Raw genomic sequence first — 25,710 nt, 5'->3', positions numbered from 1 at the left:
GTCCCACCGCCGGAGCCGCCCCAGCACCTCGTCGGCGGCCTGCTCGGCCGGAGCCGGCCCGCATCCACAGGTGGAAGGCCGCGCCCTGGGTGCTGACCGCGTGCGGGCGGCCGGGCGGCCGGTTCAGCGCCCCGCCCAAGTGACGTAGCTCGATGCCGGGGAACGGCCCCTCGGGCGTCGACGGGTCGATGAACGAGACCAGCTCCTCCACGGCCTCGTCATCCAGCCCGTGCAACAACGCGCTGCGCAGGTGCACCATGACCGGGTTCTTGGGGTCCGTGTAGATCTCGGTGATCCGCGTGTACGGCATGGCGCCGCAGGCGTCCTTCTCCGGGCCGAGCGCACGCAACGGCTCCACCAGCCGCGCGCCCCGCTCCTCGTCACCCGTGTAGACCACCCGGACCTGCACGAACGAACGGCCACGGAACTCCTCGGGCAGGTGCGGCGCGTCAGGCAGGCGCAGCAGCGACACAGAGGACGACATCTCCTCCGGCTGCTCCTTGACCCAGGCCAGGTAGGAGCCGAGCACGTGGGCGGCGTGCCTGGGGTCCTCGCCCGGGTAGTGGAGCTCACCACCGTAGACGGTGCGCAGCGGCAGCAGCTCGATGTCGGCCGCGACCACGACACCGAAGTTGCCCTTGCCGCCCCGCACCGCCCAGAACAGGTCAGGTTCCCGGGTGGGTGAGACGGTGCGGAGCAGGCCATCGGCGGTGACGATGTCGAGCGAGCCGACGTGGTCGGCGGCGAAGCCGTACGTGCGGCAGGCCAGCGGAAGCCCACCACCGGTCAGGTAGCCCATCACCCCGACCTCGCCGGAGGAGCCGCACAGCGGCGCCAGGCCGTGCTCGGCCGCCGCGGTGAGCACCTCACCCAACCGCAGCCCGGCTCCGATCCTTGCGGTGCCGGCACGTGGGTCCACCGACAGCTCGCGCAGCTCCCCGGTGGCGATGAACACGGCTCCATCCGCTGGCACCGACTTGCCGTGCCCGGTCGACTGCACCGCAACCGGGCGTCCTGCCTCCGCCGTGGACCGGACGGCGGCGGCCACGTCACCGGCATCGACCGCAGCGACATGGTGGCGATCGCCAACGACCTCGTCCGACGGCGACTCCTCGAGCGCGTACCCGACCCGGAAGACCACCGACGCAACATCATCACCATCACCGCGACAGGCCGAGAGCAACTCACCCACCTCGACCGGCTGGTCGCCACCGCCCAGGACGAGTTCCTCGCCCCGCTGCCCGCGGCCGACCGGCGGAACCTGATCGACCTGCTCACCCGCCTCATCGATCATCACGGCGACAAGCACAGCTGACGTGCCGTTCGGTGATCGGGAGCACGCCAACCCCTCATCCACCGCGCAGCGCCGACAGCCCGTCACCTGGTCTCGGCGGGGGCCGGGGCCCGCGGAAACTCCAGGCATCCTCCACCCCCGGCCGGGGTGCTGACGTCGGCGAGCGGGCGTGAAAGCGCCCCGGGCGGGGCGGCCGGGTTTTGTCGGTGGCGGGTGGCATGATCCGCCGATGTCCGAAAACAGTGCTTCGATCGCGTCTTTCTGGGACGCCTCCGCGCCCTCCTTCGACGAGGAGGCCGACCACGGCCTTCGCGACCCCGACGTCAAGGCCGCCTGGGCGGAACGCCTGCGCTCCTGGATGCCCGCCTCGCCTGCCGACGTCCTGGACCTGGGGTGCGGCACCGGCTCGTTGTCCTTGGTGCTCGCCGAGCAGGGCCACCGGCCGGTCGGGGTGGATCTGGCCCCGCTGATGATCGAGCAGGCCCGGCGCAAGCTCACGGCGGCCGGCTTCGATGCCGCGATGATGGTGGGCGACGCGAGCAACCCGCCCGCGCAGGCCGGGACGTCCTTCGAGGTGATCCTCTCCCGTCACCTGCTGTGGACCCTGCCCGATCCGCAGGAGGCGTTGCGCCGGTGGATCGGCCTGCTGCGTCCCGGCGGGCGTCTGATCCTCATCGAGGGGCGCTGGGCGACGGCCGAACCGGGTGAAGCCCAGTCCTATGCGGCGGGGTCGGAGTCGATGCCGTGGATGGGCGGGGTCGAGGCGGAGCGTCTCCTGGCGGCGCTGCGGCCGCTGGTCGAGACCGCCCACGTCGAGCCGCTGCCTGACCCCACCCTGTGGGGGCGGACCATTCAGGACGAGAGATACGCCGTCGTCGCGTTCGCGTAGCGGTCCGCCTTTCAAGGGGACCGGCGAGAACCTTGTCATGAGCCCCAGACCGGGCTTGATCTTGTTTCCGGCCAGGAGGACAGTTCCGGCTCCGCCTGGTGGCCGGTGATGAGGGCGTCCAGTGCGGCAGGGCTCCCGCCCTCCCGTTCCAGCGACTTCCGGTCGATTGACGATGAACGGGGAGAAAGGGCCGCTGCCGCGCGCGGAGGCCGGAACGTGCGCGAGCCGGCCGCCTGCCTCAGACGGATGCGGCCTCCCACACGAATCCGTCGGGGTCGGTGAAGGGCCCGGCGTCGCTGCCGATCACGATCCGGTGCGACCCGGTCCCCTCCTGGGAGACGCCGGCGTCCTTGGCGAGGGCGCGGCGCGGGTAGAGCGCCAGCGTGACGGCCGACGACGGGGTGTCGAACTCGACGTACTTGCCGCCGAAGCTCTTCGCCACGGCCAGGCCGCGGTCGACGTAGAACCGCTTGCTCGCCTTGACGTCCGCCACTCCCAGCAGGAGCGCGATCTGGTCGATGTGCCGGGCGGCAGGACCGGTGTCCTTCTTGTTGGAGGTCGCGATCTTGCAGATCGTCCCGTCCGGGGTGCGTACGACGCCGCCGTAGCCCCAGAACCCCTTCGTGGCCGGCTTCAGCGTCGTGGCGCCGGCGTCGAGGGCGGCGCCGATGAAGGCGTCGACGTTGCCCGGCTGGGACACCACGAGGGACAGGGCGAACCCACGGAAGCCGGTCGTTGGCGCATCCGAGGCGCGTACGTTCAGGTACGGGGTCAGACCGAAGGCTTCGTAGAAGGCGTCCGCGGCCGCGGGGTCGGGAACTTCCAGGGTGACGGGTCCGAAGGAGGTCATGGCAGGGGTCCTTAGTGAGGTGGGTCGGTCGTCTTGCCGGCGGCCGTTACGCCGCGGGACACGGCGGGGGCGGGTCGGCGCTCACCGGCTCTGCAGCAGCCCGAGGACGTTGCCGTCGGGGTCGATGACGGTGGCCACCAGGCGGCCGCCACCGACCTCGTGCGCGGCCTCCTTCACGGTGGCCCCCGCGGCGATCATCTCGGCCAGCTTCGCCTCGATGTCCGGCACGTGCCAGTAGGCCACCGGCGAGATCATGCCCTGCGGCCCACCGCCCGGCACCAGTCCGATGTGCTGGCCCTCGGCCTCGAAGCCGACGTAGTAGGACGAGTCGGTCTGCGGCGGGATACCGAGCAGGGCCGCGTACACCGCCTTGGCTTTGGCCAGGTCGGACACCGGGTGCAGCACGGTCTTGATTCCCCGGGTGGCAGAGCTGGTCATGGTCACTCCTGCGGTCGTGGGTCACATCGACCCGTTGTTTGCGTACGCACAGCTTTCCTCCCGGCCTGGCCGGCCCACATCCGTGGTGACCACGGAACCGACCACGGATCGACGGCACGGATCTCGCATGGTGGCCACTGCGGAGGGGGAGTGGAGGGAGTGCGGCAAACTGTGACAGTGGTGACAGGAGTGGAGATCTCGCCTCGGGAAGCCGAGGTGCTGGAACTGGTCGGGGCCCATCTCAGCAACGCCGAGATCGCGGCACGGCTGTGCATCTCGGTGCGCACCGTGGAGAGTCACGTCTCCTCGCTGCTGCGCAAGCTGGAGGTGCCGGATCGGCGGGCGCTCGCCCAGCGCGCGGCCGAGCCGGCCCGAGCCGGCGGGTCTCACCTGGCGCAGGTTCTGCCGGCCCCGCTGACCTCGTTCGTCGGCCGAGCGCTGGAGCGGGGCGAGCTGACCGACCTGTTCAAGAAGTATCGGCAGGTGACCGCGGTCGGCCCTGGGGGCGTGGGCAAGACCCGGCTCGCGTTGGCGGTGGCCGCGGAAGCGGCCGGCGAGTACTCCGACGGGGTGTGGTTCGTCGATCTGGTCCCGGTCACCGACCCGGCCGCGGTCGCGGCCTCGGTCGCCGGCGCGCTCGGCATCGGCGAGCAGCCCGGCCGCGGCATGACCGAGTCCGTGGTCGCCGCGCTGGCCGACCGCCATGCCTTGCTGGTGCTGGACAACTGCGAGCAGGTGCGGGACGGGGTGGTGCCGTTCGTCGAGCGGCTGCTCGCGATGTGCCCTCGAGTGACGGTGCTGGCGACCAGCCGGGCCCGGTTGATGGTGCCGTTCGAACGGGTGTATCCGGTCCCACCGCTGTCGCTGCCCGACGATGGCGAGTCGGACGCGGTCGCGTTGTTCATGGAGCGGGCGGCGGCGGTCGGCTGGCCGCTGGATCCTCCACTGCGCGACCAGGTCACCTCGATCTGCGAGCGGCTGGACGGGATGCCGCTGGCGATCGAACTGGCCGCCGCCCGGTATCCCACGCTCGGGCTGGACGGCCTCACCGCCGCCCTGTCCCACCCGCTCCGGATGCTCACCGGCGGCTCCCGTGCCGATGACCGCCACCGCTCGGTGAGGGCGGCGCTGGACTGGAGCCACGCCCTGCTGGAGCCGGACGACCGGGCGCTCCTGCGCCGGGTGTCGGTGTTCGCGGCGCCGTTCACCGCCTCGGCGGCGGCGGCGGTCACCGGGGCCGAGGAATGGATCACCGCCGACGGCCTGGCCCGGCTCGCCGAACAGAGCCTGCTGGTGGTGCGGGCGTCCCCAGGCGGGACCGGATACCGGGCGCTGGAGACCATCCGCCAGTACGGGACCGAGCGGCTCACCGAGGCAGGTGAGCTGGCCGACGCCCGAGCCGGGCACCTTCGCTGGTGCCTGGCCGTCGCCGCCGACCTGGCGGTGGCACGACAGGATTGGCGGGCCCGGTTCGACCAGGTGGCCGACGAGCTTCGCGCCGCCCTCGCATGGGCGGCAGACCAGCCGGAGCGGCGCGCGGATGCGTACCGCCTCGCCGAGCACCTGGCGGAGCTGGCCTTCACCCGTAACCTCATCGGCGAGTCCCAGCAACGCTACGAGCAGGCCGCCGCCCTCGCCGACGACCCGGCCGCCACCGCGTCGATGCTCCGGCGTGCCGCGGCCGTGGCCGGATGCCGGATGCGAGGCGATGACATGTACCGCTTCCACCGCGCTGCCGCGGACGCCGCCCGCCGGTCCGAGGACACCGCCGGCGCCGCCTGCGACCTGGCGACCGCCGCCACCAACGCATACCGGTTCTCGGGCAAGTTCGAGCGGATCCCGCCGCAGCAGGAGGTGATCGCGCTCGTCACCGAGGCGGGGGCGCTGGCCGGCGACGACCCCGCCGCCCAGGCCGCGGTGGCGCTGGCCGAGGCCGCCGTGCTCGCCGACACGTTCGGCGCCGCCCAGGGCCCGCCCGACAACGACGTACCGAAGACGGTCGCGCTCGCCGAACGGGCGGTCGGACTCGCTCACCGCACGGGCGACCTGCTCGCCGAATCCGCCGCGCTCGACGCGCTCACCGGCGCCCAGAGTTGGGCCGGCGACACGTTCGCCGTCGCGGCCACCGCGCGGCGTCGGATCGTACTGCTCTCCTCCACGCCGGGCGATCCGGCCGGCACCCACGAGCTGATCGACGCGCTCGGGACGGCGACGGAGGCCGCCCTCGGCGCGGGAGACCTGCCGGGCGCCCGCCGGTGGGCACGGCAACTCGCGGACCATCCGTTGCTGGCAGAAGTCGGCCATCGTGCCACGAGCCTGCTGCTGGTGGCCGAGACGTTGGCGGGCAACACCGACGAAGTGCTCACTTTCAGCGTCCGGTTCCGCGAGGCGTGGAAGCGGGTCGGCAGCCCCACCAGGTCGTACCTCGGTCCGGCGGTGGCCGGTGTGGCGATGATCCACGGCCTGCGCGACGACCACGACGCCCAGCGCGAATGGAACACGGTCCTGAATCAGCTCGGCGCCATGCCGGAACATACCTACGCTTACGGGCCGGTCTTCGACGCGATACAGCTGCTCCACCGTGGCCAGGCAGGGCAGGCGCTGGAACGGATGGCGCCTGAGCCCGGCGATGTGTGGAAATGGCTCACGTGGATCTGGCTTCACTGGTATGTGGCGCTGCGCGCCGAGGCCACCGTGCTCGCCGGCAGCCCTGACGCCGGCGCCCGTCTGGCCGAGGCCCGGACCATCGTGTCCGGGAACCCCGTCGCCGCTGCCATCGTGGAACGGGCTGAAGCGCTGTTCCACGACGACCGGGAGCGGCTGCTCGCCACAGCCGGTGCCTTTGACGCCGCCGGTTGCCGGTACCAGTCGGCGCGGACCATGGTGCTCGCCGGCGGCGACCATGCCGAGCGGGGCGCGGCCGCGTTCGCCGGCCTCGGCCTCGCCCCGCCGGGCCCGCTCCCCGCCTGGCTGCTGAACCGGTCCGGGGGGTAGCGGCAGCGGCCGCGGCCGCGGCCGGTTCTCCATCGCCGGACGGCACCCGGCCGGGCCCGGCCGGGTGGTAGATCCCGGCGAGCATCCGTCCGATGCAGTGCGTTGGTGATCTTCTCCCGGGATCGGAGGTTCCTGGGAGAACAGTCAGCAAGCTGTGTCCGCCAGCCGTCCGTAGACGCTGATGTGGCGCCGGCTGGCGGCCGTGTACGGCTCGCGCTCCCAGCCTCCCCACCGTTCGCGCAGGCGAAGGCCCGCGATACGGGCCATGAGGTCGAACTCGGGCGGATGGGCCAGGCGGAGCCTGATGGGGCCGAAGACGATGCCCTCGGTGCTGATGCGGACGTGATTCTCGTCGAGAATCTGCGTCACGGGATCGTAGCGGCAGACGTCCAGGCCGACATGGTCCACCCCGATGTGCTCGGCGTCGACGTACTGGCGGCCGGGGCGTGCAGGGGCGGTCGGTATCCGGCATTCGACGACGAACACCCCCTCGTCGGTCAGGTGCCGAGCGGCGTTCTCGAAGCAGCGGACCTGGTCGTCCTGGCTGAGGAGATTGCCGATCGTGTTGTACACCAGATAGACCAGCCCGTAGGTGCGCCCGGTGGTGACGCGGGACATGTCACCCATGGTGACTTCGATCTTGTCGCCGTCCGGCTTCTCGCGCATCCGGTCCACCATGTCCGGAGACAGCTCGATGCCGTCCACCCGCACGCCGGTTCTCCTCAGCGGTAGAGCGACGCGGCCGGTGCCCACCGCGAATTCCAGCGCGTCACGGCCGCCCGCGAGCCTGGCGAGGAACGCGACCGTCTGCTCCTCATCACCTCGGGTGTCCTCGGCGTCGTAACGCTTGGACACCTCGTACCCGAAGCTTGTCCGGGGGGCGAAGCCCTCCATGTCTTCTCCTTCCGTCCGTTGTGCCCGACTGCATGACGCTCGTTGTGCCCGACTGCATGACGCGGCATCGGTGGAGAACGCCGGCGCCGACCACGGCACGGGCCTCACGGAACCAGTGGGCATCATCGGGACCGTGAGCAGCGGGGACGTCGCCGCGCGCGGTTCAGTCCACCGGTCCGCCGGCGACGTAGACGACCTGTCCCGAGACGAACCCCGCCTCCGGGCTGACCAGGTAGGAAGCGGTGTGCGCGACGGCATCGCCGACCAGGCCGTCGTCGGCGACATCGGCTGCCAGCGCCAGAGCCGTCCCGCCCTCGCTCCTGATCGCCTCGACGGTTCCGGCGCAGTCCGCCTCGTCCAGATCGATGACCGCCACCGCCAGGCCGTCCCGCGCCAGCCGCTTGGCCACCGCGGCGCCGATGCCGCGGGCCGCCCCGGTCACGATCGCTGTCCTCTTGGCAGAGGGAGAAGCCGTATGTGTCACGTCGTGAAGTTCACGCCATTCAAGCCCGGCGGCCAAACGATGTAGCGTACAGCTTAATGATCAGCTTCGAGCTCGGCGTCGAGGACCTCGCGGACACCCGCTTCGCCCTGGCACCCTTGGACGAGACGGCGCTCAGCCTGCGCGTGCTGCGCGAGCCCGGCCTGTACGCGCTGCACCTGCCGTGGCGCAGGTCCGCGCTCGCCCGCCTCGATCCTCACGACACCCGCCTGCTGACATCCCTCGTCGGGCGGAGACGGGCCCTGCCCGACTTCCTGACACCACCGCCCGCGACCTTCGCCCCCACGTTCGAGGAACAGCTGTCGATCGCACGGCGCACACCTCCCGGGGTTGTCCGCAGGGATCTGCGGGCCGCCCTCGTCCCCGAGCCCGTCCCCGACGACGACGCGGCCATCAGGTTCCGCGACGCGGCCTGCGACGCGCTGCAACGCCACTGGCAGCTGACGATCGAGCCGCTGTGGCCGCAGATTCGGCTGGTACTGGAGGCCGACATGACCTACCGGGCGCGCCGGCTGGCCGTGGGCGGCGCGCGCCTGCTGTTCGCCGACATGCACCCGAACCTGCGCTGGCACGACGGGGTGCTGTTCATCGAGCAGATGATCGGCTGCCACCACGTGGCGGTGTCCGGGCGGGGACTGCTGCTCATGCCGTCGGTGTTCGCTCACAAACCCGCCCCACCGGTCCACGCCGAGGAGCCGCCGCGCCTGACCTATCCCAGCCGCGGGGTGGCCACCTTGTGGGCTCCGGCGCCGACCCCGGACGCCACCGCCTTGGTGGCGCTGCTCGGCGCGCCCCGAGCCGCGCTGTTCGACCTCCTCGGCGAGCCACTGCCGACGGTGGAACTCGCCCGCCGACTGAAGGTGACCCCCAGCGCCGTCTCCCAGCACCTACGCGTGCTGTACGCCGCCGGCCTGGTCACCCGGACCCGCGACGGACGGCACGTCCTGTACCGCCGAAGCCACCTCGGCAATCAACTCGCAGCCCCGTCCAGACCGGCTCCAGGAGGTGGGTGAGGGCGTCGAGGTCGGCCGGCGGGGGCCCGTCCATTGGTCGTGATCGCGGCGGAACCGCCCGGGACCTTCAGCGGAAGGAGCGGCGGTAGGCGGCCGGGGTGGTACGCAGGGCGGTGTGGAAGCGGCGGCGGAGGTTGACCGCCGAGGAGAGGCCGACGCGGGCGGCGATGGTCTCGACGGGCAGGTCGGTGTCCTCCAGCAGGGCGCGGGTGGCGGCCAGGCGGCGTTCCAGCAGCCAGCGGGCGGGCGGGACCCCGAGCTGGTCGGCGAACTGGCGGGTGAGGGTGCGGGGGGAGACTCCCGAGTAGGCGGCCATGTCCTCGACGGTGATCTGGTCGGGCAGGCGCGAGAGGAGCCATTCGAGCAGGGGGGCCAGGGAGTCCGGCATGGGGCCTGCGGTGGGGAGGGGAGGGTACTGGCGCTGGCAGCCCTCACGGTGCGGACCGGCGGCGAGCTGGCGGCCGATGCGCATGGCGTGGGCCGCGCCGTGCTCCTGGAGGACCTGGTGAAGGCAGAGGTCGAGGGTGGCGGCCGAGGCTCCGGCGGTGGCGACGTCGCCGTGATCGACGTAGATGACGGTGTCGTCGGGGATGACGCGGGGATGGCGGGCGGCGAGTTCGCCGGAGAGTTCCCAGTGGACGGAGGCGCGGCGGCCGTCCAGGAGGCCCAGGGCGGCGGGGATGAAGATCCCGGCGCAGACGGCGACGATGCGGGCGCCTCGGGCATGGGCTCGGGACACCGCGTGGAGTACGGCGGGCGAGGGGGTGAGGGTCCAGCCCGCGATGATCACGGTGTCGGCGTCGTCGAGGGCTTCGAGGCCGCTGTCGACCTGGATGGGGACGCCGAGGGTGGCGGGGAGGGAGCCGGGATGTTCGGCGCACAGGCTGAAGCTGTAGTGCTGGGGGATGTCGGGGCCGTGGTAGCCGAAGACGGCTGAGGCGGAGGTGACCGGATAGAGCTCCTGGTCCGGGGCGACCAAGGCGACCACGCGGTGCGGGCTGGGGGGCGTCGGGGGCGTTTCCGGGCAATCCAGGGGCATGGCGCAAATGTACCCAATGATGTCATCTGGGACACCGGTGCTCTGATCTGGAAAAATCCAGAATTGGGGCTCATGTGGACGAGAAACTTCACCCTCTACTTCGGAGCCCGCACGATCTCGCTGCTCGGTGACGCGATGATGCCCGTCGCCTCGGCGCTGGCGATCGGGAAATTCTATGGGATCGCGGGCGTCGGCTACGTGCTCGCGCTCTGGACCGCGTCGGCCGTGCTGGTCATGTTGTTCGGCGGGGTTGTCGCCGACCGGATCGGCGCCCGGCGCTTGATGATCGGCGCGGACATGCTCAGGGTCGTCACCCAGGGGGTCGTGGCTGTCGCATTCCTGGACGGTGCTCCGCCGTACGCCCTGTTGCTGGTGATGGCGTTCTTGTCGGGCACGGGCGCCGGGATGTTCGAACCGGGCGTCAACGGCATGGTCTCCCTGGTCGCCAAAGATCGGCAGCGGGCCAACGCGACGCTGAAGATCGCCGAGGCGGTCACCCATCTGGCGGGTCCCGCACTGGCTGGAGTCCTCATCGTCGTCGCCGGGCCGGTCTTCGTCTACACGGTGGACGCCGCGACGTTCCTGGTCAGCGGGGTGTGCCTGCTGCTGGTCCGGGTCACCGTACCCAGGCCGGAGCCCTCCAACGTGCTGAGCGACCTGCGCAGGGGCTGGGAGGAGTTCAAGGCCAGGAGCTGGATGTGGTCGGTCATCCTGGTCTGGGTGTTCTGGGGCGTTCTGGTGGTCGGGCCGTACGTGCCGCTGTCGTCGCAGGTCATCGGGGCCGACTACGGCTGGGTGATGGCGGCGCTCGGCCTCGGCACTGTGCTGGGCGGACTGGTGGCGATCAGGCTCAGGCCGCGCAGGCCGCTGGCGGCAGGGGCGGTGGCGCTGAGCGGGTACGTGGCGGTGCCGCTGACGGTCGCGCTCGGGCTGCCGCTGCCGCTGCTGATGGCCGGGCACCTGCTCGGGGGGTGCGCGTTGGCGTTCTGGTCGGTGATGTGGTCGACCAGCGTGCAGACGCAGGTCGCGCCGGACGTGGTGAACCGGGTCAACGCCTACCAGGTGGCCGGGTCGGTCGCGGGCATGGCAGTCGGGCAGGCGCTGGCCGGTCCGGTCACCGCGCTGGTCGAACCGCGCGCCTTCATGCTGGGGTCGGCCCTGGTGACGGTCGGCGTGGTGGCGGCGCTGCTGCTGATCAAGCCGGTCAGGCGGCTGGGCCGGGAGCCTCAGGAGGCCGGAGGCCGGCCGATCGCCGATGCCCTCGATGTCACCGTCCAAGAGATTTTTGACGTTCCTGTCACCCGGGGGAACGCATGACAGGGGATTTTGAGAAGTGGTGGGCTCTGTGGTGATCGGGTGAACCTCTCGTTGATCGTCAGGTCGCGCGGACGATGGTGTCCCCAGTCGCTCGGTAGGGACACGATGTGCCGACATGTCGTTGGTTTCCGTGGACGGGCTTCAAGCGTCTGGTCGCATGAGCGGCGATGTCCCAGAGTTATTGATCTACACTGTAAAGGCGCCCGGTCGATACTCAAGATCATTTACAACGGACGAATGTTGATCTCCCAGGCGGCCTCGCGCAGGCTTGGCCGCCCGGAAGTGTCGTTCAGTAGACGGGCGGCCGCAATGATGGCCTGGGTCCGCCGGCGCGCCGACGCGATCTCACCCCTCACCTGGCCCGTCCGCTGCCGATGGCCGGCGCGGGGCGCGATGGCGGCATCATCGAGGGGGTGCCGACGCCGGATGGCCGGCGCCGTGGATTTCCTGTGCCGGGAGGAGACTGATCCGTACCTCGTCCTCGACGGATACCCGGCAATACGCTCTATTTCGGTGCGTGGAAGCCGCCGATCTTCTGCTCGAGCAGTTCGGCCAGCCGCAGCGGGGTGCGGTCCTCGAACATCGGACCGATGAGCTGCACTCCCACCGGCAGACCCTCGGGGGACCGACCCGCTGGTATGGCGGTGGCGGGCAGGCCGGGCATGGTGGCCAGGCCGGCCCAGACTAGCTGGTCGAAGTACGGATACTCGACGCCGTCGATGTCGATGCGCCGTTCCAGCGGATTGGGGTCGTGGTCGTGCGGGAACGCGGGCGTCGGTGTGATCGGGCACACCACGGCGTCGAACTCGGCGAACAGCTGCCGCCAGCCGTGGCGGTGGACCTCGCGGAGGTTGTTCGCCTCCATCCAGTCGCGGTGGCTGAACACCATGGCGCGCAGCCGCACGGCGTCAAGACTCTGGTCGTCCGCGCTCAGGCCGGCGGCGCGGGTCCGCAGCTGCTCGTGCGATTCGATGGGAAAACGCGCAACGGAGCTCGAAATCAGCAACTGCATGTAGAGCGTCGCGGCTTCGGTCAGATCGGGCAGCAGCGGACTGTGCCGTCCGACGCGGGCGCCGCCGTCGACGAGCGCGGCGGCCACCCGGTTCACGCCCGCCCGCACGGCGGACCCGGTCGGAATGAGCGGATGCTCGTCGAGGACCAGGACCCGGAAATCGCAGAGCCGCTCGTGGCGGGCGGGCGGCAGTGCCAAACGGTGCGCCATGCCGAGCGTCAGCGGGTCCGGTCCGGCCATGACGTCGAGCAGGAGCGCGAGGTCGCGGGCGGTGCGCGCCATCGGACCGACGACGGCGAGGTCGAGGTCGGTCGGCAATGCCGGCTCGGACGGCGGGACCATACCGCGGTTCGCCGCCAGTCCGAGCGTCGGTTTGTGCGCGTAGACGCCGCAGAAATGCGCGGGGGTGCGCAGCGAGCCGGCGATGTCGGAGCCGATGGACAGCGCGCCGAACCCGGACGCCAGGGCCGCCGCCGACCCGCCGGAGGATCCGCCCGGCGTGCGACCGTGATCCCACGGGTTGGTGGTGGTGCCGTAGATCTCGTTGAAGCTCTGTATATCTTGCAGCCCCAACGGCACATTGGTCTTGCCGAGCACCACCGCGCCCGCGGCCTTGAGTCGTGACACCTGTACCGCGTCCTCGGCCGGCATGTAGTTCCGGTGCGGCGGCATGCCCCAGGTGGTGGGCAGTCCGGCGATGTTGTACGACTCCTTGACCGTCACCGGAATGCCGAGCAGCGGCCGGTCCTCACCGCGCGCGCGTGCCTGGTCAGCACCGCGCGCGGCGGCCCGCGCACGGTCGAAGTCCGGCACGCAGATAGCGTTGATCACCTTGTCGTCCCGCTCGATACGGGCGATCGCCTCGTCGGTCAGTTCCGCCGAGCTCACCTCACCGGCACGCAATGCAGCTGCGAGGTCTTCGGCCGCCTGAAAATTCCATTCCATGGAGTTGACTCTAACGGCCTGCCGTAAACGTCTGTCCCCACACGCGTCGCCCGCATTCGCCGGAAAAGTCGAAACGGCCGCCTTCGCTGGCTGAAGTCACGCACTCGCTCCGCCGTCCAAGATGTTCCACCCCAGGTCAGCAGGGTCGGCAGCAGGTCGACTCCACCGGCAAGGGCATGAAATGCCGCTTCGCGCAACGAGATAGACATCTCAATTTTCATCCTGTATTTCTCCGGCCACTGGATATTCGCTCGACTGCTGGCCATAGCGTGCGGGGATTGTCCAGTAAACGGGGTAGCTCATTTTAAATTGGTTCTGTCGAGATGGCTGGGGGTCTCGGCGAGGTCGAGGTCCCGCTGCGGCTCATCATGGGCAAGGCCCGCCGCAAGAACGCCGTCCCGGCCGGCATCGAGGCCGAGATGTAGGTGGAAGTGAAGGAGGTGGCCGGCCGGACCGGGATCGTCGCCTTGCGCTGACGAGACCTTGACAGCGGGCCCTGGGCTACCGATGATCGATGCGCTATACCGATTTATCTCCATTTCCCACCTGGCTTTCTATCAGGTGGCGAGCTGGACTTAACCGCTATAGCAGACCGCCCCCCTGTGACGAGGAGTCGATCGATGAGTGCACCGCTGATGCGGAGAAGGACCCTGCTGTCAGTCCTGGCCGCGGCCACCGCCGGTGTCGCGTTGCCCGCCACGGCGCACGCCGAGCGGCGCCCACGCGCGAAGAGCGGACCGATCTCGGTCGTCTACATCGAGGTCAACAACGAGAGCATGACGAACGCCGCGAAGTACACGCTCGCCAAGGGCGGTGCGCAGGTGTTCGACATCGCGGTCATCTTTGCGGCCAACATCAACTACAACGGGACGGACGCCTACCTGCACTTCAACGAGAACGTGCAGAACGTGCTCGACAACGTGGCGACCGAGGTCCGCCCGCTGCAGCAGAAGGGCATCAAGGTCCTGCTGTCCGTCCTCGGCAACCATCAGGGCGCCGGCTTCGCGAACTTCCCGTCCCAGCAGGCCGCTGACGCGTTCGCCCAGGAGCTGGCCGACGCGGTGACGACGTACGGACTCGACGGCATCGACTTCGACGACGAGTACGCCGAGTACGGCAACAACGGCACCGGCCAGCCGAACGACTTCTCGTTCGTCTACCTGGTCTCGGCCCTGCGCCGGAAGCTGCCGGACAAGCTCATCACGCTGTACGACATCGGCCCGGCCTCGGGCCGCCTGACCTACAACGGGGTGAGCATCGCCAACACCTTCGACTACGCCTGGAACCCGTACTACGGCACCTGGGCCGTGCCGAGCGGTCCGAGCTCCAGGTCCCGTCTCTCCCCGGCCGCCGTGTCGTTCACCGCGACCAGTCCGTCCACCGCCGCGAGCCTCGCCCAGCGCACGGTCAACGAGGGGTACGGCGTCTTTCTCACCTACAACCTCACCGCGGCGAACACGGCCTCCTACATCTCGGCGTTCACCAACAAGCTCTACGGCAGCTCTGCCGTCTACAACCCCTAGACCCAATGCCGTGTGGTTAGACACGGTGTGAGCGCGTCAAGACCGCCGGAATATGCGCGGAGCTCCTGCTGGGACAGTGTCGGTCAAGATCGCTATTCGGTGGGAGCTCCGTGGGGGACCAAATCCGTCATCAATCGTTGAGGCTGTTCCTGATGGGGCGCAGACCGAGTGCGCAGGAAAGAGGCAGTAGGCGTCGGGCGCACTGACGAGGTCGAGCCTGCCCGCGTGTCTCACAGGATCGACACGAGCACCATGGATGTGATCGTGGGCAGCAGGACCACCGCGGAACTGACCAGCCAGAAGGGGCGTGCGGCCTGGCGGGTCCTGTGGCGCACCAGTACGTTGATCAGCCACCACACGGCCACGAGTGCACTCAGCAGTGGCACAAGGAGCACCAGCCAAGGAAAAACGCCGTCATTCTCTGTCGGTTCTCTCTGCGTAAGCCCTATCGCTGCGAGCGGGAAGTTCACCGCGAAGAGCCCCAGGCCCCACAACGGGATGACAGCGACGGAGCCCAGCACGAGGTTCACGGCGACAGGGACGCCCCATTTCAAGCGCTGTGCCATGCCGGTGTGCCTGGGGTGTGTGTCACCTGGTTCAGGGTCACTTCGTTGACGCCCGCCGCCCGTCACTCCTGCCATGGCAGTGGATGATCTCACGATAAGGGCGCAGTCGCACCGGCCCTGCGCTCGGGTCCGTGTCATCAGAGGCTGGGGAGCTGTGAGTGACCGGGAGTTCCCGGCCGGGTTGACGTAAGAGTCCTACCGGGCAGAGCGACCCGGGAAACGCGGCGTCCGGTGCAGTTCCCGGGCGCGGGTGCCCGGATGGTCCTGCGTGCGCGGTCCCCTCGGCAGCCTTCAGCTGAGCTGCTCGGCCAGTCCGACGATGATGCCCTCGGGGCCGCGGACGTAGCAGAGCCGGTAGCTGTTCTCGTACTGCGCCAGCTCGCCGACGAGTTCGGCGCCGTGAGTGCGCAGGCGGGAAACGACGTCCTCGATGTCGTCGACGGCGAACATGATGCGACGGATGCCCAGCGTGTTCGTCGGCGCGTCCTTCGGCTCGGCACTGATCGCCTTCGGTGTGTGGAACATCGCCAGCTCGATCCGGCCGTGGCCGTCCGGCGTCCGCAGCATGGCGATGTCCTGTCGGACGTCGTCGAGCCCGATGACACGCTCCACCCAACGTCCCTCGATCGGCCCCTTGCCCTCCAGCTCCATGCCAAGTTCGACGAAGAACGCAATAACGGCGTCGAGGTCGTCGACAACGATGAGGACGTTGTCCATCCGCTGGATCGTCATGCTGGGTCTCCTCGGTGTCGTACGGCCACGGTGGCCGCATCCACCCTAAGACGGAGCCGCCAGGCCGTTGTCGACATCCTCTGCCACCTGTTTTCGAGAACCTCTTGCGGCAGCAGCGCCCGTCACGCGCCGGTCGTACCGCTTCAGCCGGAACACCGCAGGTTAGAGATCCTCTCGCTGGCCTGCGGGCCGACACCGACGTTCAGCCGGAGAGGAAGCTGCCGGTGAGACAGCGGTCGACCAAGATCCGATGCCCCGACCAGGAGTCTTGTCGCTGCCTGACCGGGCCTTGATTCCGCTTCGGATGGACGCGGCCCTTCCGGAGGTACTCCCGCTACGACGAGCCGGAAGACGGTAGCAAGGCGGCCGGAGTAAACGACCTTTATCTGGAGGAGGTCTGTCATGGTCAGCGAAGCGTCCGAGTCCAGGAACACCGCCGCGGGGGTGGAGAGCACCGGACCCGCGTCGGTGGTCCGGACACTCGGATCGTCGGATCTGGACTTGTTCGACATCCTCGCGCAACCGAACAACCTCCAGGACCCGTATCCCTTCTACGCCTGGCTGCGTTCCAACCGGCCCGTGCACACCGATCCGGACGGCACCGTCTACCTCTCCCGTTACGAGGACGCGGTGCACCTGCGGGATCCGGATCTGCGGACCGCGCCTGTCGATGACTCCCGTTCCTTCGCCCTGCACACCTTCAACCAGACCATGGTCAAGGCTGTGGCCCCACGTCACGGCGCGCTGCGGCGCGTGGCCGGGGTCGCGTTCGACCGACGCCTGCTCGCCCGGGCCGGTGAGCGGATGAGGCGGACAGCCGAAAACTTGGCCGAGCAACTGGCCACAAGGCTGGCCGCCGAGGGCAGCGCCGACCTGCACGCTGAGTACTCCCTGCCCTTCACCCAGCGCGCTGCGGCCACCGTGTTCGGGATCCCCGACGAGGACTTCGATCAGCTCGCCGCGATGCCGGCGCGTATCTTCGCGCCGCTCTACCCCAAGACCACCCCCACCGACTGGGCCCAGATCGCGACGAGACCGCCTTCCCCCACGCCGACACCTTCGACCCCGGGCGCACCGGCCGGACACGACACATCGCCTTCGGCGAAGGCGTCCACTCCTGCATCGGCAACCAACTGGCCCGAATCGAGCTCGCCACCGCCCTCACCGTCCTCGCCACCCGCCTGCCCCGTCTCGCCCTCGCCGGCCGGCCCACCTGGCGCCCGTACACCACCCAACGCCTCTGCACCAGACTGCCCGCAACAATTGCCTGACCCGCCTCCAACCGGTATTCACCCCCGGGTCCAGCCGAGATTCGGCCAGGAGCGGCCATGAGCCGATCATGTTCGTAATCGCGGGAGCAGGCTGGAGCCTCTCCGAGGCCCTGGGATGCGGAATCTCGGAGATCCAGCCTGGAGTAACGCTGGATGATCTTCCCGTCGGCCGTCACCGGCTCCGGTGTCAGCCCAGCGCCTTTCGCAGCAGCGCCGTCAACTGGTCCTGCTCGTCGGGTGAAAGTCGTCCGACCGCCGTGCGGGCGAAAGCGAAGGCTTCTGCGAACCGGTGGTTGATCTCGTCTCCTCGGGGGGTCCGCGCGACGAGTCGTGCCCGGCGGTCCTGGGGATTCGGTTCGCGGGCCACGAGGCCGAGCCCTTCGAGCCGCGCCACGATCTGGGTGATGTTGGAGGCGTCGCAGCCGAGCTCCTCGGCCAAGGCGCCCATGCCGCGTCGCTCGTCGAGCCGCCCGAGCACACATGCCTGCGCCGAGCTGAGCGACAGCTCCGCCGCCGCCGCCTCGTAGGCGCGGTCGTACACGTCGACCAGGTCGAACAGAACAGCCTCGGCCTTGGAGGAGGTGGTTACGGGTCCGTTTGGCAGCGCCATGGTGCCAGTCTAGAGGAGTTACTTGATTCACTCAAGCAAATGTGGTCCAATGAATCCTTGATTCACTCAAGTAACGAAGGGGAGTCGATGGACAGCAGGGCTGAGCGCACAGCGGACGGCGCGATCGTGGTGCCGCAGATGAACGCGGTCGTCCTTGACCGGTTCGGCGGCGTCGACGAACTCTCGTCACGCCCGATACCGCTCCCGGAGGTCGGCGATGACGACGTCCTCATCCGGGTGGAATTCGCAGGGGTCGGGTCCTGGGACGCGGTCGAGCGGGAGGGGGACTACGACGGCGCTTTCGGCGTCGCGTCGGCCTTCCCCTATGTCCTCGGCTGGGACGCGGCGGGCACGGTGGCCGCGGTCGGCCGCAACGTCACCCGGTTCGACGTGGGCGAGCGTGTCTACGCTGCGACGATGCCGGTGCCGCGGGGTGGCTTCTACGCCGAGTACGGCCTCGTTGAGGCGGAGTTCGTGGCGCGCGTACCCGACCGGATGCCGACCGAGCAGGCCGGAGCGATGGCTTGGGATGCCCTGACCGCACTGAGCGGCCTCGACCTGCTCGACCTGCGGCCGGACCAGACGCTCATGGTCTTCGGGGCCAGCGGGGGTATCGGGCACCTGGCCGTACAGCTGGCGCGGCACAGCGGTATCCGCGTGTTGGCCGTGGCCTCTGGTGACGACGGTGTCGCCTTGGCCCGGCGGCTGGGCGCCGACGAGGCCATCGACGGCCGCAAAGACGATGTGCTGGCCGCGGCATCCGAGTTCGCGCCAGGCGGGCTCGATGCGGCTCTGGTCACCGCGGGAGGCGAGACTGCGGAACGGTCCCTCCGCGCGATCAGGAGTTCGGGGCGGATCGCCTGGCCGAACGGCGTCCTGCCCATGCCTGCATCCTCGCCGGGCGCGACGGTGTCCTACTATGACGGGGATCGAAGCCGCGCCGCCACCGATCGGCTGAACGCGATCATCGCGTCGAGCTCCTTCGAGGTCCACGTCGCCCGGACCTTCCCGTTGGGTCAAGTCAAGGACGCGCATCACGCTCTGAACGATCACTATGTCGGGAAGCTGGCCCTCAAGGTCGGATAGGACGCGACAAGCCGCTTGAGGCTGCGGCTGTCCACGGCATCAACACCGCTCAGCCTTGCTGACAGGCGAGAAGTCAAGGGCCCGGCGTTTCAGCGCTGTGGCACGGTCTCCTTTTCGTGGGACCGTGGCCCGGTCAAGGGGAGTCGGGGAAGGCGGCGTCCAGGCCGGTGATGGTCGGCACCCGTCGCAGGCCCCGCGCATGGCAGAGCTGGAAGCTCACTCCGGCCGCGGCGGCGCGGGCCTTCAGAAGCGTCTTCAGGCCGGTGGGGGTGCAGAACGAGAGCTCCCGCCCATCGACGACCGCGCGAGCGGGGTGGCCGGTCAGGACGATCGCGGTCGCTCGGCGCCAGGCCAGGCGGAGCTCTTCAAGGAGCGCCTGTGGGGACTGCGCGCCCGAGACGACATCTCCGTCCGCGATGACGAAGGACGGCACGCCGCTCACGCCGCGGCGGCGCGCTTCGGCTCCGCTCGACGGCCGCGTGCGGCAGGCGGTGCGCGTCAAGCTGTTGACCGGCCGGGCCGGCTCCAGGCGATACGTCAGACCCAGGCCGGCGGCGAGAGCGGTCAGCCCGGCCGCCCCTTCGGCCGCTTGGCGGGCTGAGAGGCCGAGGTCCTGCCGCATGCGTTGCGGGATGGTCGGCCGGGCCTCGCGGGAGGCGTGGGGATCGAGTTCGAAGCTGCGCCAGCGGACGTGTACGGCTTCGCGGTGCTCGAATCCGGCGAGCGCGCGCTCCCAGCGGCGCTTGCCGAGATGGCACCAGGGGCACCGCTTACAAGAACTGCTGAACCCTGCCCCGTACCCCGAAGGGCGGAGCGTGACACGGGGATCACGCCCGGGCGGTGTAGGTTCAGCGGTCCTGCTGCGCCGTTTCAGGACTGTCATCGTGTAGGGCGCAGCCGTACACGATGACCTGGACCACGTTCTGGACCACGTCCCTGCTGACGCTCCCTGGTGGCGCGGTGACCAGGGTGAACAGCGCACCCCCGTAGAGCGCGATCAGTGTGGGGATTTTCTCGCGCGGGATGGTGAGGCCGAGTGTGTCGTGGTGCCCGGCGGTGATCTGCAATGACGTGTCCTGCAGGCCCGCGAGCGTCGAGGCGAGCACCGGCCGGCGCACGGCCTCCAGTTGAAGTTCGAAGACTGCCAGATAGCGGTTGCGCAGTGTGGTTGCCGCTGCGAGCAGCGATTCCGTCAGCAGGTCGACCAGCGTCGCGGGCTGCTCGACGGCCCGGTCGGTGTCGGCGTGATGCAGCTCGGCGATGCGCTCGGCCGCGGCCACCAACAGCGCTTCCCGGCTGCGGAAGTAGTTCGAGGCCGTTCCCGGCGGAAGTCCGCTTTCTTTCTCCACCGCGCGGTGGGTCAGTCCGTGCACGCCCGATGACGCCAGCAGTTCGATAGCGGTGTCGATCAGGGCCCGGCGACGGGCCGGATTGGTGGGCGGCATGCGGCCATGATATCCAATAGCTGTACTAGTACGATCGTAGTGAATCGCGAGGTGGTCTCATGAGGATCGTGGTGGTCGGCGCCGGGCTCGGGGGAGTGGCGGCCGCTGTGGGGCTGCATCGCCTGGGCCACGAGGTGACAGTCTTCGAGCGGGGAGCCGAGCTCCGGGAAGTGGGCGCCGGGATCGTGGTCATGCCCAACGGGCTCCGCGCGCTGGAGACGCTGGGACTGGCCGAAGGCTTCCGCGGGCACGTCATGCATGCCGCCCGCGCGGGATTGCGGGACCGGCGCGGACGGCCGCTGCTGGTCACCGATGCGGTCCAGGTGCAGCAGGAGGTCGGGACGCCCGCCATCATCGACCGGGCGGAACTGCACCGGGCGCTGCGCGCCCCGCTGCCCGCCGACCTGGTGCGAACCGCGACCCCGGTCGAGCGCCTGGAGCCCGACCTCGCCGGGGTGACAGTGATCAGCGGCGGCAACCCCGTCGCGAGAGCGGACGCCGTGATCGCGGCCGACGGCATCGGTAGCAAGCTGCGCGAACAGCTCATTCCCGGCCACCCTGGGCTACGGCGGACCGGCCGGATGGACCTGCGCGGCATGCTGCCCCGCCCGCCCGGCCTGGTGACAGACCTGCTCGCCAGCCAGTTGGTCGACCGCCGCAGCGGGGCGATGTTCGGCCTGTTCCCCGTCGGCGAGCACCGCCTGTACTGGTTCACCGACTCCGTCCTGCACGGGACACCGCCCGGCGCCGACGAGGCGCGCCGACAGATGCTGTCCCTGATGGCCGACTGGCACCCCCTCGTCACGGCACTGATCGAGGCCACCCCGCCTTCCGACATCTACGTCGACCCGATCGCCCGCCTGGCCGAACCCCTTCCCTCGTTCGCGGCCGGCAGGATCGCGCTCCTCGGCGACGCCGCGCACGCCATGCCACCCGACCTCGGCCAGGGCGCCAGCCAGGCCTTCGAAGACGCGGCCGCACTGACCCGCCACCTGAGCGGCGCCGAGCCGGCGGAGGCCGCCCAGCGGCTCCAGCGCTACGACGCCGAGCGCAGGCCCCGCGCCAACCGCATCATGCAGGCGGCGTCCCGGCAATCGCGGCTGACCTCCCGGACCGGCGTCGCCGCGTGGCTACGCGACGCGTTGCTGCGCGCCGTACCGTCCCGGCTGGCCACCCGGCAGCTTGCCGCCCTCTGGCACGCTCAGTCAGCGGTCGCAGGCGATCAGTGATCGGGTGGCCGGTGCGGCGGTTGTGCCAGATGCGCCGCCTGGGCCTGCACGCCGACCTGGAACGCGGAGCGGCCGACTGGCGTTGCGCGGGTTCCGGAGCGCACACCGTCACGCCCGTAGGGGCGCTTCCTGCTCAGCACCGATGACAGCCCGGCGGCCGATCATCCGAGATCGGCCGGCAGGGGGCTGCTCGCCTGACGGCTTAGCACTGCGGGATGTCTTCGGGAGCCCTGAGCCGTCACGGGCGCTGCTGCGGGATCGAGACATGGTGGCCGGAATTGACGGCGATCAACGGCTTCTTCCTCGACTACGAGGACACCGCCTGGACTGGGGGAGACGACAACTGGGACTGGCAGGCGGGCTTCTTGACGGGCATCGAGTTGGCTACAGGGGTGCGGCTGGACCGCAGGTGGGTGAATGCGGAACATCCCTACCTGACCTTCTCAGGCCCTGTTACGCACTGAACACCCAAACTCATCCAGAAACCAAACGGGTGCGCTCGTCCGGCCGGTAGAAGATCAGTTCCTGCCGGTCGCGGATGCGCGGCAGCAGAGGGCGGGCCGGTCCACAGCTGGTCTGATGGCCACCCGGCACACGCGGTGCCGGGTGGCCGTTCCTCGTCAGGCCTCGCAGCCGTTCTCGGTCTCGGCGTTGCAGACGTCGAATCCGCCGACGCCGTTGGCGACGTCGAGACCGCCGTTGCCGATCAGGGTGTCGTCCTCGGAGCCGCCGTTGAGGCCGTCCCGGCCCGAGCCGCCGTTCAGGGTGTCCAGACCCGCGCCGCCGAGGATCGACGACTGCAACGACGTGGAGTTGGTGACAGTGTCGTTGCCCCCGAGCAGCGACGCGTCGATGAACTGGATTCCGCTCCCGACCCCCACGCACTGGGCCACGTTGGCGCCGGACTGCGTACAGCCGGCTCCCGCGCTCACCCCGGACGTGGAGTCAACGGTGATCTTGCCCTGGAACACCCCGATGTTGACCGTCTCGCCGCTGGAGGTGCCGACGATGAACAGCGTGCGCCCGCTGACGTGCACGGACGCGCCGGCCGCCGCCTGCGCGGGAATCGTGAGGGCAGCGGCGGCCATGAGGCCGGCTGAGATGATCGCCAGGGTGGCGACAAGGCGGTGTACGGACGACATGTGGATTTCCCCGTCTGATGGTCGAATCGTTGACGGGACAATGAAACCGGTCGCCTCACCCTCCGTCTGCGTCTTCTTACCGGTTGAGTTCGCCCGCTCAGAAGTCGTCCACGGCCACCGGCCCGCTGAAGGCGGTGGCGATCCTGCGGGAGCTGAACACCGCCGGCGCCCGAAGGTCCCGGCGGACGCGCCGGCCGGATCCGTGCCGGCCCGCCGGCGCGGCTACCTGGAGGCGCGGCCAGGAGAGGACGGGGCGTGAGCCTGTGACAGGAGCACCCCGTCCGGGTCTGCCGGGGTGAGGTGGCAGGTCAGGTGCGGCGGGCGGTGAGCTGGAGCACGTAGCCGTCGGGGTCGGTGACGAAGGCGGTGGGCAGGCCGTTCTCGTCGGGGAACTGCATGAGCAGCGCGCCGCCGCCGCCCTGGACCTGATCAATCAGCGTCTGGAGCGTCGCGGCGTCGGTGACGTCGAAGCCGATGTGGTCCACGCCCCCAGAGTCGCCCGCGGTCCGGGCCTTGCCGGTGGCGCGGTCGAGGCCCCCGCCGGCCTGTTGCACCGCGAGCTGGTCACCGGTGCCGGGGGTGGTAAGGAAGGTGATCTCCGGGGTGACACCGGCGATCTTCATGCCGAGGCTGTCGGTGTAGAAGCGGACCGAGCGGTCGACGTCGGCGACGACCAGGTTGACGTGGTTGAGGCCCAGAGTGCGGGCGCGGTCGCGCGTGTTGTTCATCATGCGACGTATCCTTCAACTTGAAGCGCACTTCAAGTCAAGGGGGGATCGTGGACGAGGACATGCTGGACATCGCCGAAGTGGCCGAGCGCTCGGGGCTGGCGCCCTCGGCGCTGCGCTTCTACGAGCAGAAGGGGCTCATCAGCGCGGCAGGCCGTAACGGGCTGCGTCGCAGGTATGACCCGGCGACAGTGGACCGCCTGGCGCTGGTCACCTCCGCGCGCAACGCCGGATTCACTCTCGCGGAGATCGCCGAGCTCCTCTCCGCCAAGCCTGCCGACAGCGCGCTGCGTGAACGCCTCCAAGCCAAGGCGGCCGACCTGGAGGAGCGCATCGCCCAGCTCGCCCTCATGCGCGACAGTCTTCTGCATGCCTCCGTCTGCCTGCACGACCCGCTGGTGGACTGCCCGGACTTCTGGCGCTTCGTCCGCTCCGCCCGGCCACGGCCACCCGCTTGACTTGAAGTGCGCTTCACGTTGAAGGGGGTGGCATGTGTCATGCGGCGGTGGGGGCTGTGACGTCACGCCTGTGGTCATATGCCTGTGTCATCGCATGGGGTGGGGCTGACCGATGGCTGAGCATCTACGGCGGCCGGTAGTATCACGGTATTCCGCAGGTAGTTGGGAGTTCCGTACGATGCGCCCTCTGGGAGATCTGGAGTCCGCGATCATGGACCGCCTGTGGTCCTATCGTCGGCCCGCCTCGGTGCGGGACGTCCTCGAAGACCTGCGCCGCGAGCGGACCATCGCCTACACCACCGTCATGACGGTGATGGACAAGCTGCACACCAAGGGTCTGCTCCGCCGCAAACCGGTCGGCCGGGCCTATATCTATGAGGTGGTCGCGACCAAGGAGGCGTACACCGCCGAACTGATGCGCGCCACGCTGGCCTCCAGCGGCAACCAGGCGGCCACGCTCGTCCACTTCCTTGAGCAGCTGACTCCTCAGGAGGCCGACGCGCTCGATGCCGCGCTCAAGGTGTTTCCGCCTCGGGGCCGCGCATGATGGCCGCCGTCATCCTGGTGGTGTACGCCGTGGTGGCCGTGGTCTCGCTTCCCCGGCTGCTGAAGCGGGGCGAATGGGCTGAGCGCGCTCCTCGTCTCGCGATCTCGGTGTGGCTGGCCGCCTGCGTCTCCGTGATCGCCTCCGTGCCCCTTTCCGCGCTGGCGGCCGTGATCCCCGCCGACGTGATCGGCCATGGGCTGGCCGAGTTCTTCGAAGTGTGCGCGGCCATGCTTTCCGTCGAAGCGGACCTCAGTTTCTCGGGCGCGGGCGTCGCCCTGTCCGGCGCCGCCCTGGTCGTGGCCAGAGTCGCCTACTGCGGGGCGGCCGTTCTCGTCAGGGCCCGCAGGGAACGGCGGCGGCACGCGGACATGCTGACCATTCTCGGCCGCCACGACGGCGAGCTGGGCGCGACCGTACTGGATCACGACGAGGCCGCCGCCTACTGCCTTCCCGGCAGGGGCGGCAGGACGGTCATCACCACCGCGGCCCTCCGCTCCCTGGCCGACGAAGAGGTGGCCGCGGTCCTGGCCCACGAGCAGGCCCATCTGCGGGGACGGCACCACCTGGTGCTGACCGTCACCGAAGCCTTCGCCCGGGCCTTCCCCCGCCTGCCGCTGTTCGCCCGGGCGAAAGGCGAGGTCGCGCGGCTGATCGAGCTCCTCGCCGATGACATCGCGGCCCGTCGTCACCGCCGCATCCACATCGCCTCCGCCCTGGTACGGCTGGCCACCGGACGCGCCCCCGCCTTCGCCCTCGGAGCCGGCGGCGAGACGGCGCTCACCCGGGTCAGGCGCATGCTCAACCCGGCCGCCCCCCTCGGGCGCCGGGAACGTCTCGCCGGGCTCGCCGCCGTCGTCCTCCTTCTCGCCGGCCCGGTGACCGTGGCCGTCGAGCCGGGCCTGCGATCGTTCCTGGCCCACCACTGCCACAGCATTTCGATCTTCTAGGCTCTCAACCGTCCACGACGGTGGGTAGTAGGCCAGGACGGGGTTTCCGCATGGCCTCCATCGATCGGCGTTCTCGCCTGCGTGTCGGCGCCGCCCTGACCCTTCCGCTCCTTCTCGGTACGGCGTGCGCCTCCCCGCCCCGCGGCCACCGGCGCCGGGCCGGCACCCCTCACCCGCCACCGACCTGCGGATGCTACGCGAGCACGACGAGCGGACCGCCGGAAAGGCCGAGCCGGCCA

26 protein-coding genes and 1 pseudogene are annotated in these 25,710 nt (G+C 69.9%); 13 read left to right on the top strand and 14 right to left on the bottom strand.

What is annotated here, in order from left to right; translation table 11 throughout:
- Nucleotides 1-745 precede the first annotated feature (745 nt).
- Nucleotides 746-1,048, bottom strand: a pseudogene (locus ACWDS7_RS01350) (FAD-binding protein); the annotation flags it as partial.
- On the opposite strand from ACWDS7_RS01350, the gene ACWDS7_RS01345 reads away from it, so the two are divergent.
- Nucleotides 983-1,315: a MarR family winged helix-turn-helix transcriptional regulator gene (locus ACWDS7_RS01345; protein WP_451927618.1), complete on the top strand. Its 333-nt coding sequence runs from the start codon at nt 983-985 to the stop codon at nt 1,313-1,315. The pseudogene ACWDS7_RS01350 and the gene ACWDS7_RS01345 sit on opposite strands and share 66 nt — an antisense overlap.
- Before the next feature lie 208 nt (nt 1,316-1,523).
- Nucleotides 1,524-2,183: a class I SAM-dependent methyltransferase gene (locus ACWDS7_RS01340; RefSeq protein WP_451927594.1), complete on the top strand. Its 660-nt coding sequence runs from the start codon at nt 1,524-1,526 to the stop codon at nt 2,181-2,183.
- Nucleotides 2,184-2,421: 238 nt separating this feature from the next.
- Here the strand turns inward: ACWDS7_RS01340 and ACWDS7_RS01335 are convergent, their stop codons facing one another.
- Nucleotides 2,422-3,033, bottom strand: a complete 612-nt coding sequence (locus tag ACWDS7_RS01335; RefSeq protein ID WP_451927593.1) for a glyoxalase — start codon at nt 3,031-3,033, stop codon at nt 2,422-2,424.
- 81 nt (nt 3,034-3,114) lie between these two features.
- Nucleotides 3,115-3,471, bottom strand: a complete 357-nt coding sequence (locus tag ACWDS7_RS01330) for a VOC family protein (RefSeq protein ID WP_451927592.1) — start codon at nt 3,469-3,471, stop codon at nt 3,115-3,117.
- 171 nt (nt 3,472-3,642) lie between these two features.
- On the opposite strand from ACWDS7_RS01330, the gene ACWDS7_RS01325 reads away from it, so the two are divergent.
- Nucleotides 3,643-6,465 (top strand): ATP-binding protein, encoded by a 2,823-nt coding sequence (locus tag ACWDS7_RS01325; RefSeq protein ID WP_451927591.1) that lies wholly within the window; start codon nt 3,643-3,645, stop codon nt 6,463-6,465.
- 144 nt (nt 6,466-6,609) lie between these two features.
- Here the strand turns inward: ACWDS7_RS01325 and ACWDS7_RS01320 are convergent, their stop codons facing one another.
- Together ACWDS7_RS01320 and ACWDS7_RS01315 are read right to left on the bottom strand one after the other, a co-directional pair.
- Nucleotides 6,610-7,359 carry a class I SAM-dependent DNA methyltransferase gene (locus tag ACWDS7_RS01320; RefSeq protein WP_451927590.1) on the bottom strand — a complete coding sequence of 250 codons (750 nt, stop codon included), beginning with the start codon at nt 7,357-7,359 and terminating at the stop codon, nt 6,610-6,612.
- A 163-nt stretch (nt 7,360-7,522) separates the two neighbouring features.
- Entirely contained in the window at nt 7,523-7,801 is a 279-nt protein-coding gene (locus tag ACWDS7_RS01315; protein ID WP_451927589.1) for an SDR family oxidoreductase, read from the bottom strand.
- Nucleotides 7,802-7,899: 98 nt separating this feature from the next.
- Here ACWDS7_RS01315 and ACWDS7_RS01310 point away from each other — a divergent pair, with 98 nt between their 5' ends.
- Entirely contained in the window at nt 7,900-8,874 is a 975-nt protein-coding gene (locus ACWDS7_RS01310; RefSeq protein ID WP_451927588.1) for an ArsR/SmtB family transcription factor, read from the top strand.
- Between the two features lie 67 nt (nt 8,875-8,941).
- On the opposite strand, the gene ACWDS7_RS01305 is transcribed toward ACWDS7_RS01310, so the two are convergent.
- Entirely contained in the window at nt 8,942-9,862 is a 921-nt protein-coding gene (locus ACWDS7_RS01305; RefSeq protein ID WP_451927587.1) for a GlxA family transcriptional regulator, read from the bottom strand.
- A 123-nt stretch (nt 9,863-9,985) separates the two neighbouring features.
- Here ACWDS7_RS01305 and ACWDS7_RS01300 point away from each other — a divergent pair, with 123 nt between their 5' ends.
- A complete protein-coding gene (locus tag ACWDS7_RS01300; protein WP_451927586.1) occupies nt 9,986-11,230 on the top strand; it encodes an MFS transporter in 1,245 nt (414 codons plus the stop codon).
- A gap of 505 nt (nt 11,231-11,735) precedes the next feature.
- On the opposite strand, the gene ACWDS7_RS01295 is transcribed toward ACWDS7_RS01300, so the two are convergent.
- Complete coding sequence (locus ACWDS7_RS01295) at nt 11,736-13,187, bottom strand: amidase (RefSeq protein WP_451927585.1); 1,452 nt, start codon at nt 13,185-13,187, stop codon at nt 11,736-11,738.
- A gap of 620 nt (nt 13,188-13,807) precedes the next feature.
- Between ACWDS7_RS01295 and ACWDS7_RS01290 the strand changes: the two genes are divergently transcribed.
- The gene (locus tag ACWDS7_RS01290) at nt 13,808-14,710 is read left to right on the top strand and encodes an endo-beta-N-acetylglucosaminidase H (protein ID WP_451927584.1); all 903 of its coding nucleotides are present in this window, start codon (nt 13,808-13,810) and stop codon (nt 14,708-14,710) included.
- A gap of 230 nt (nt 14,711-14,940) precedes the next feature.
- Here the strand turns inward: ACWDS7_RS01290 and ACWDS7_RS01285 are convergent, their stop codons facing one another.
- Both ACWDS7_RS01285 and ACWDS7_RS01280 read right to left on the bottom strand, forming a co-directional pair.
- The gene (locus ACWDS7_RS01285) at nt 14,941-15,105 is read right to left on the bottom strand and encodes a hypothetical protein (RefSeq protein WP_451927583.1); all 165 of its coding nucleotides are present in this window, start codon (nt 15,103-15,105) and stop codon (nt 14,941-14,943) included.
- 462 nt (nt 15,106-15,567) lie between these two features.
- Entirely contained in the window at nt 15,568-15,993 is a 426-nt protein-coding gene (locus tag ACWDS7_RS01280) for a VOC family protein (protein WP_442480500.1), read from the bottom strand.
- Nucleotides 15,994-16,410: 417 nt separating this feature from the next.
- On the opposite strand from ACWDS7_RS01280, the gene ACWDS7_RS01275 reads away from it, so the two are divergent.
- A complete protein-coding gene (locus ACWDS7_RS01275) occupies nt 16,411-17,340 on the top strand; it encodes a hypothetical protein (RefSeq protein WP_451927582.1) in 930 nt (309 codons plus the stop codon).
- 126 nt (nt 17,341-17,466) lie between these two features.
- Here ACWDS7_RS01275 and ACWDS7_RS01270 read toward each other — a convergent pair whose 3' ends face one another.
- Nucleotides 17,467-17,889, bottom strand: a complete 423-nt coding sequence (locus ACWDS7_RS01270; protein WP_306873037.1) for a MarR family winged helix-turn-helix transcriptional regulator — start codon at nt 17,887-17,889, stop codon at nt 17,467-17,469.
- A gap of 87 nt (nt 17,890-17,976) precedes the next feature.
- On the opposite strand from ACWDS7_RS01270, the gene ACWDS7_RS01265 reads away from it, so the two are divergent.
- Nucleotides 17,977-18,975: a quinone oxidoreductase family protein gene (locus ACWDS7_RS01265; protein WP_451927581.1), complete on the top strand. Its 999-nt coding sequence runs from the start codon at nt 17,977-17,979 to the stop codon at nt 18,973-18,975.
- Nucleotides 18,976-19,108: 133 nt separating this feature from the next.
- On the opposite strand, the gene ACWDS7_RS01260 is transcribed toward ACWDS7_RS01265, so the two are convergent.
- Both ACWDS7_RS01260 and ACWDS7_RS01255 read right to left on the bottom strand, forming a co-directional pair.
- A complete protein-coding gene (locus tag ACWDS7_RS01260; RefSeq protein WP_451927580.1) occupies nt 19,109-19,858 on the bottom strand; it encodes a DsbA family protein in 750 nt (249 codons plus the stop codon).
- Nucleotides 19,824-20,420 carry a TetR/AcrR family transcriptional regulator gene (locus ACWDS7_RS01255; protein WP_451927579.1) on the bottom strand — a complete coding sequence of 199 codons (597 nt, stop codon included), beginning with the start codon at nt 20,418-20,420 and terminating at the stop codon, nt 19,824-19,826. Before ACWDS7_RS01255 ends, ACWDS7_RS01260 begins: the two co-directional genes overlap by 35 nt.
- A 59-nt stretch (nt 20,421-20,479) precedes the next feature.
- On the opposite strand from ACWDS7_RS01255, the gene ACWDS7_RS01250 reads away from it, so the two are divergent.
- Both ACWDS7_RS01250 and ACWDS7_RS01245 read left to right on the top strand, forming a co-directional pair.
- On the top strand, nt 20,480-21,649 hold the full coding sequence (locus ACWDS7_RS01250) for an FAD-dependent monooxygenase (RefSeq protein WP_451927578.1): 1,170 nt from the start codon (nt 20,480-20,482) through the stop codon (nt 21,647-21,649).
- A gap of 278 nt (nt 21,650-21,927) precedes the next feature.
- Nucleotides 21,928-22,113, top strand: coding sequence for a hypothetical protein (locus ACWDS7_RS01245; protein WP_451927577.1), 186 nt, complete (start codon nt 21,928-21,930; stop codon nt 22,111-22,113).
- A gap of 156 nt (nt 22,114-22,269) precedes the next feature.
- Here the strand turns inward: ACWDS7_RS01245 and ACWDS7_RS01240 are convergent, their stop codons facing one another.
- Together ACWDS7_RS01240 and ACWDS7_RS01235 are read right to left on the bottom strand one after the other, a co-directional pair.
- Nucleotides 22,270-22,791, bottom strand: coding sequence for a calcium-binding protein (locus tag ACWDS7_RS01240; protein ID WP_451927576.1), 522 nt, complete (start codon nt 22,789-22,791; stop codon nt 22,270-22,272).
- A 308-nt stretch (nt 22,792-23,099) separates the two neighbouring features.
- Nucleotides 23,100-23,522 carry a VOC family protein gene (locus tag ACWDS7_RS01235; RefSeq protein WP_451927575.1) on the bottom strand — a complete coding sequence of 141 codons (423 nt, stop codon included), beginning with the start codon at nt 23,520-23,522 and terminating at the stop codon, nt 23,100-23,102.
- Between the two features lie 47 nt (nt 23,523-23,569).
- Between ACWDS7_RS01235 and ACWDS7_RS01230 the strand changes: the two genes are divergently transcribed.
- From ACWDS7_RS01230 to ACWDS7_RS01220, 3 genes are all read left to right on the top strand, one after another.
- Entirely contained in the window at nt 23,570-23,977 is a 408-nt protein-coding gene (locus ACWDS7_RS01230; protein WP_306873018.1) for a MerR family transcriptional regulator, read from the top strand.
- Between the two features lie 178 nt (nt 23,978-24,155).
- Entirely contained in the window at nt 24,156-24,524 is a 369-nt protein-coding gene (locus tag ACWDS7_RS01225; protein WP_306873015.1) for a BlaI/MecI/CopY family transcriptional regulator, read from the top strand.
- Nucleotides 24,521-25,471, top strand: a complete 951-nt coding sequence (locus ACWDS7_RS01220) for a M56 family metallopeptidase (protein ID WP_451927574.1) — start codon at nt 24,521-24,523, stop codon at nt 25,469-25,471. Before ACWDS7_RS01225 ends, ACWDS7_RS01220 begins: the two co-directional genes overlap by 4 nt.
- Nucleotides 25,472-25,710 lie beyond the last annotated feature (239 nt).

The organism is Streptosporangium sp. NPDC003464 (assembly GCF_053588315.1).
The sequence above is the reverse complement of the archived record's forward strand: the minus strand, read 5'-3'. Positions and strand labels throughout refer to the sequence as shown.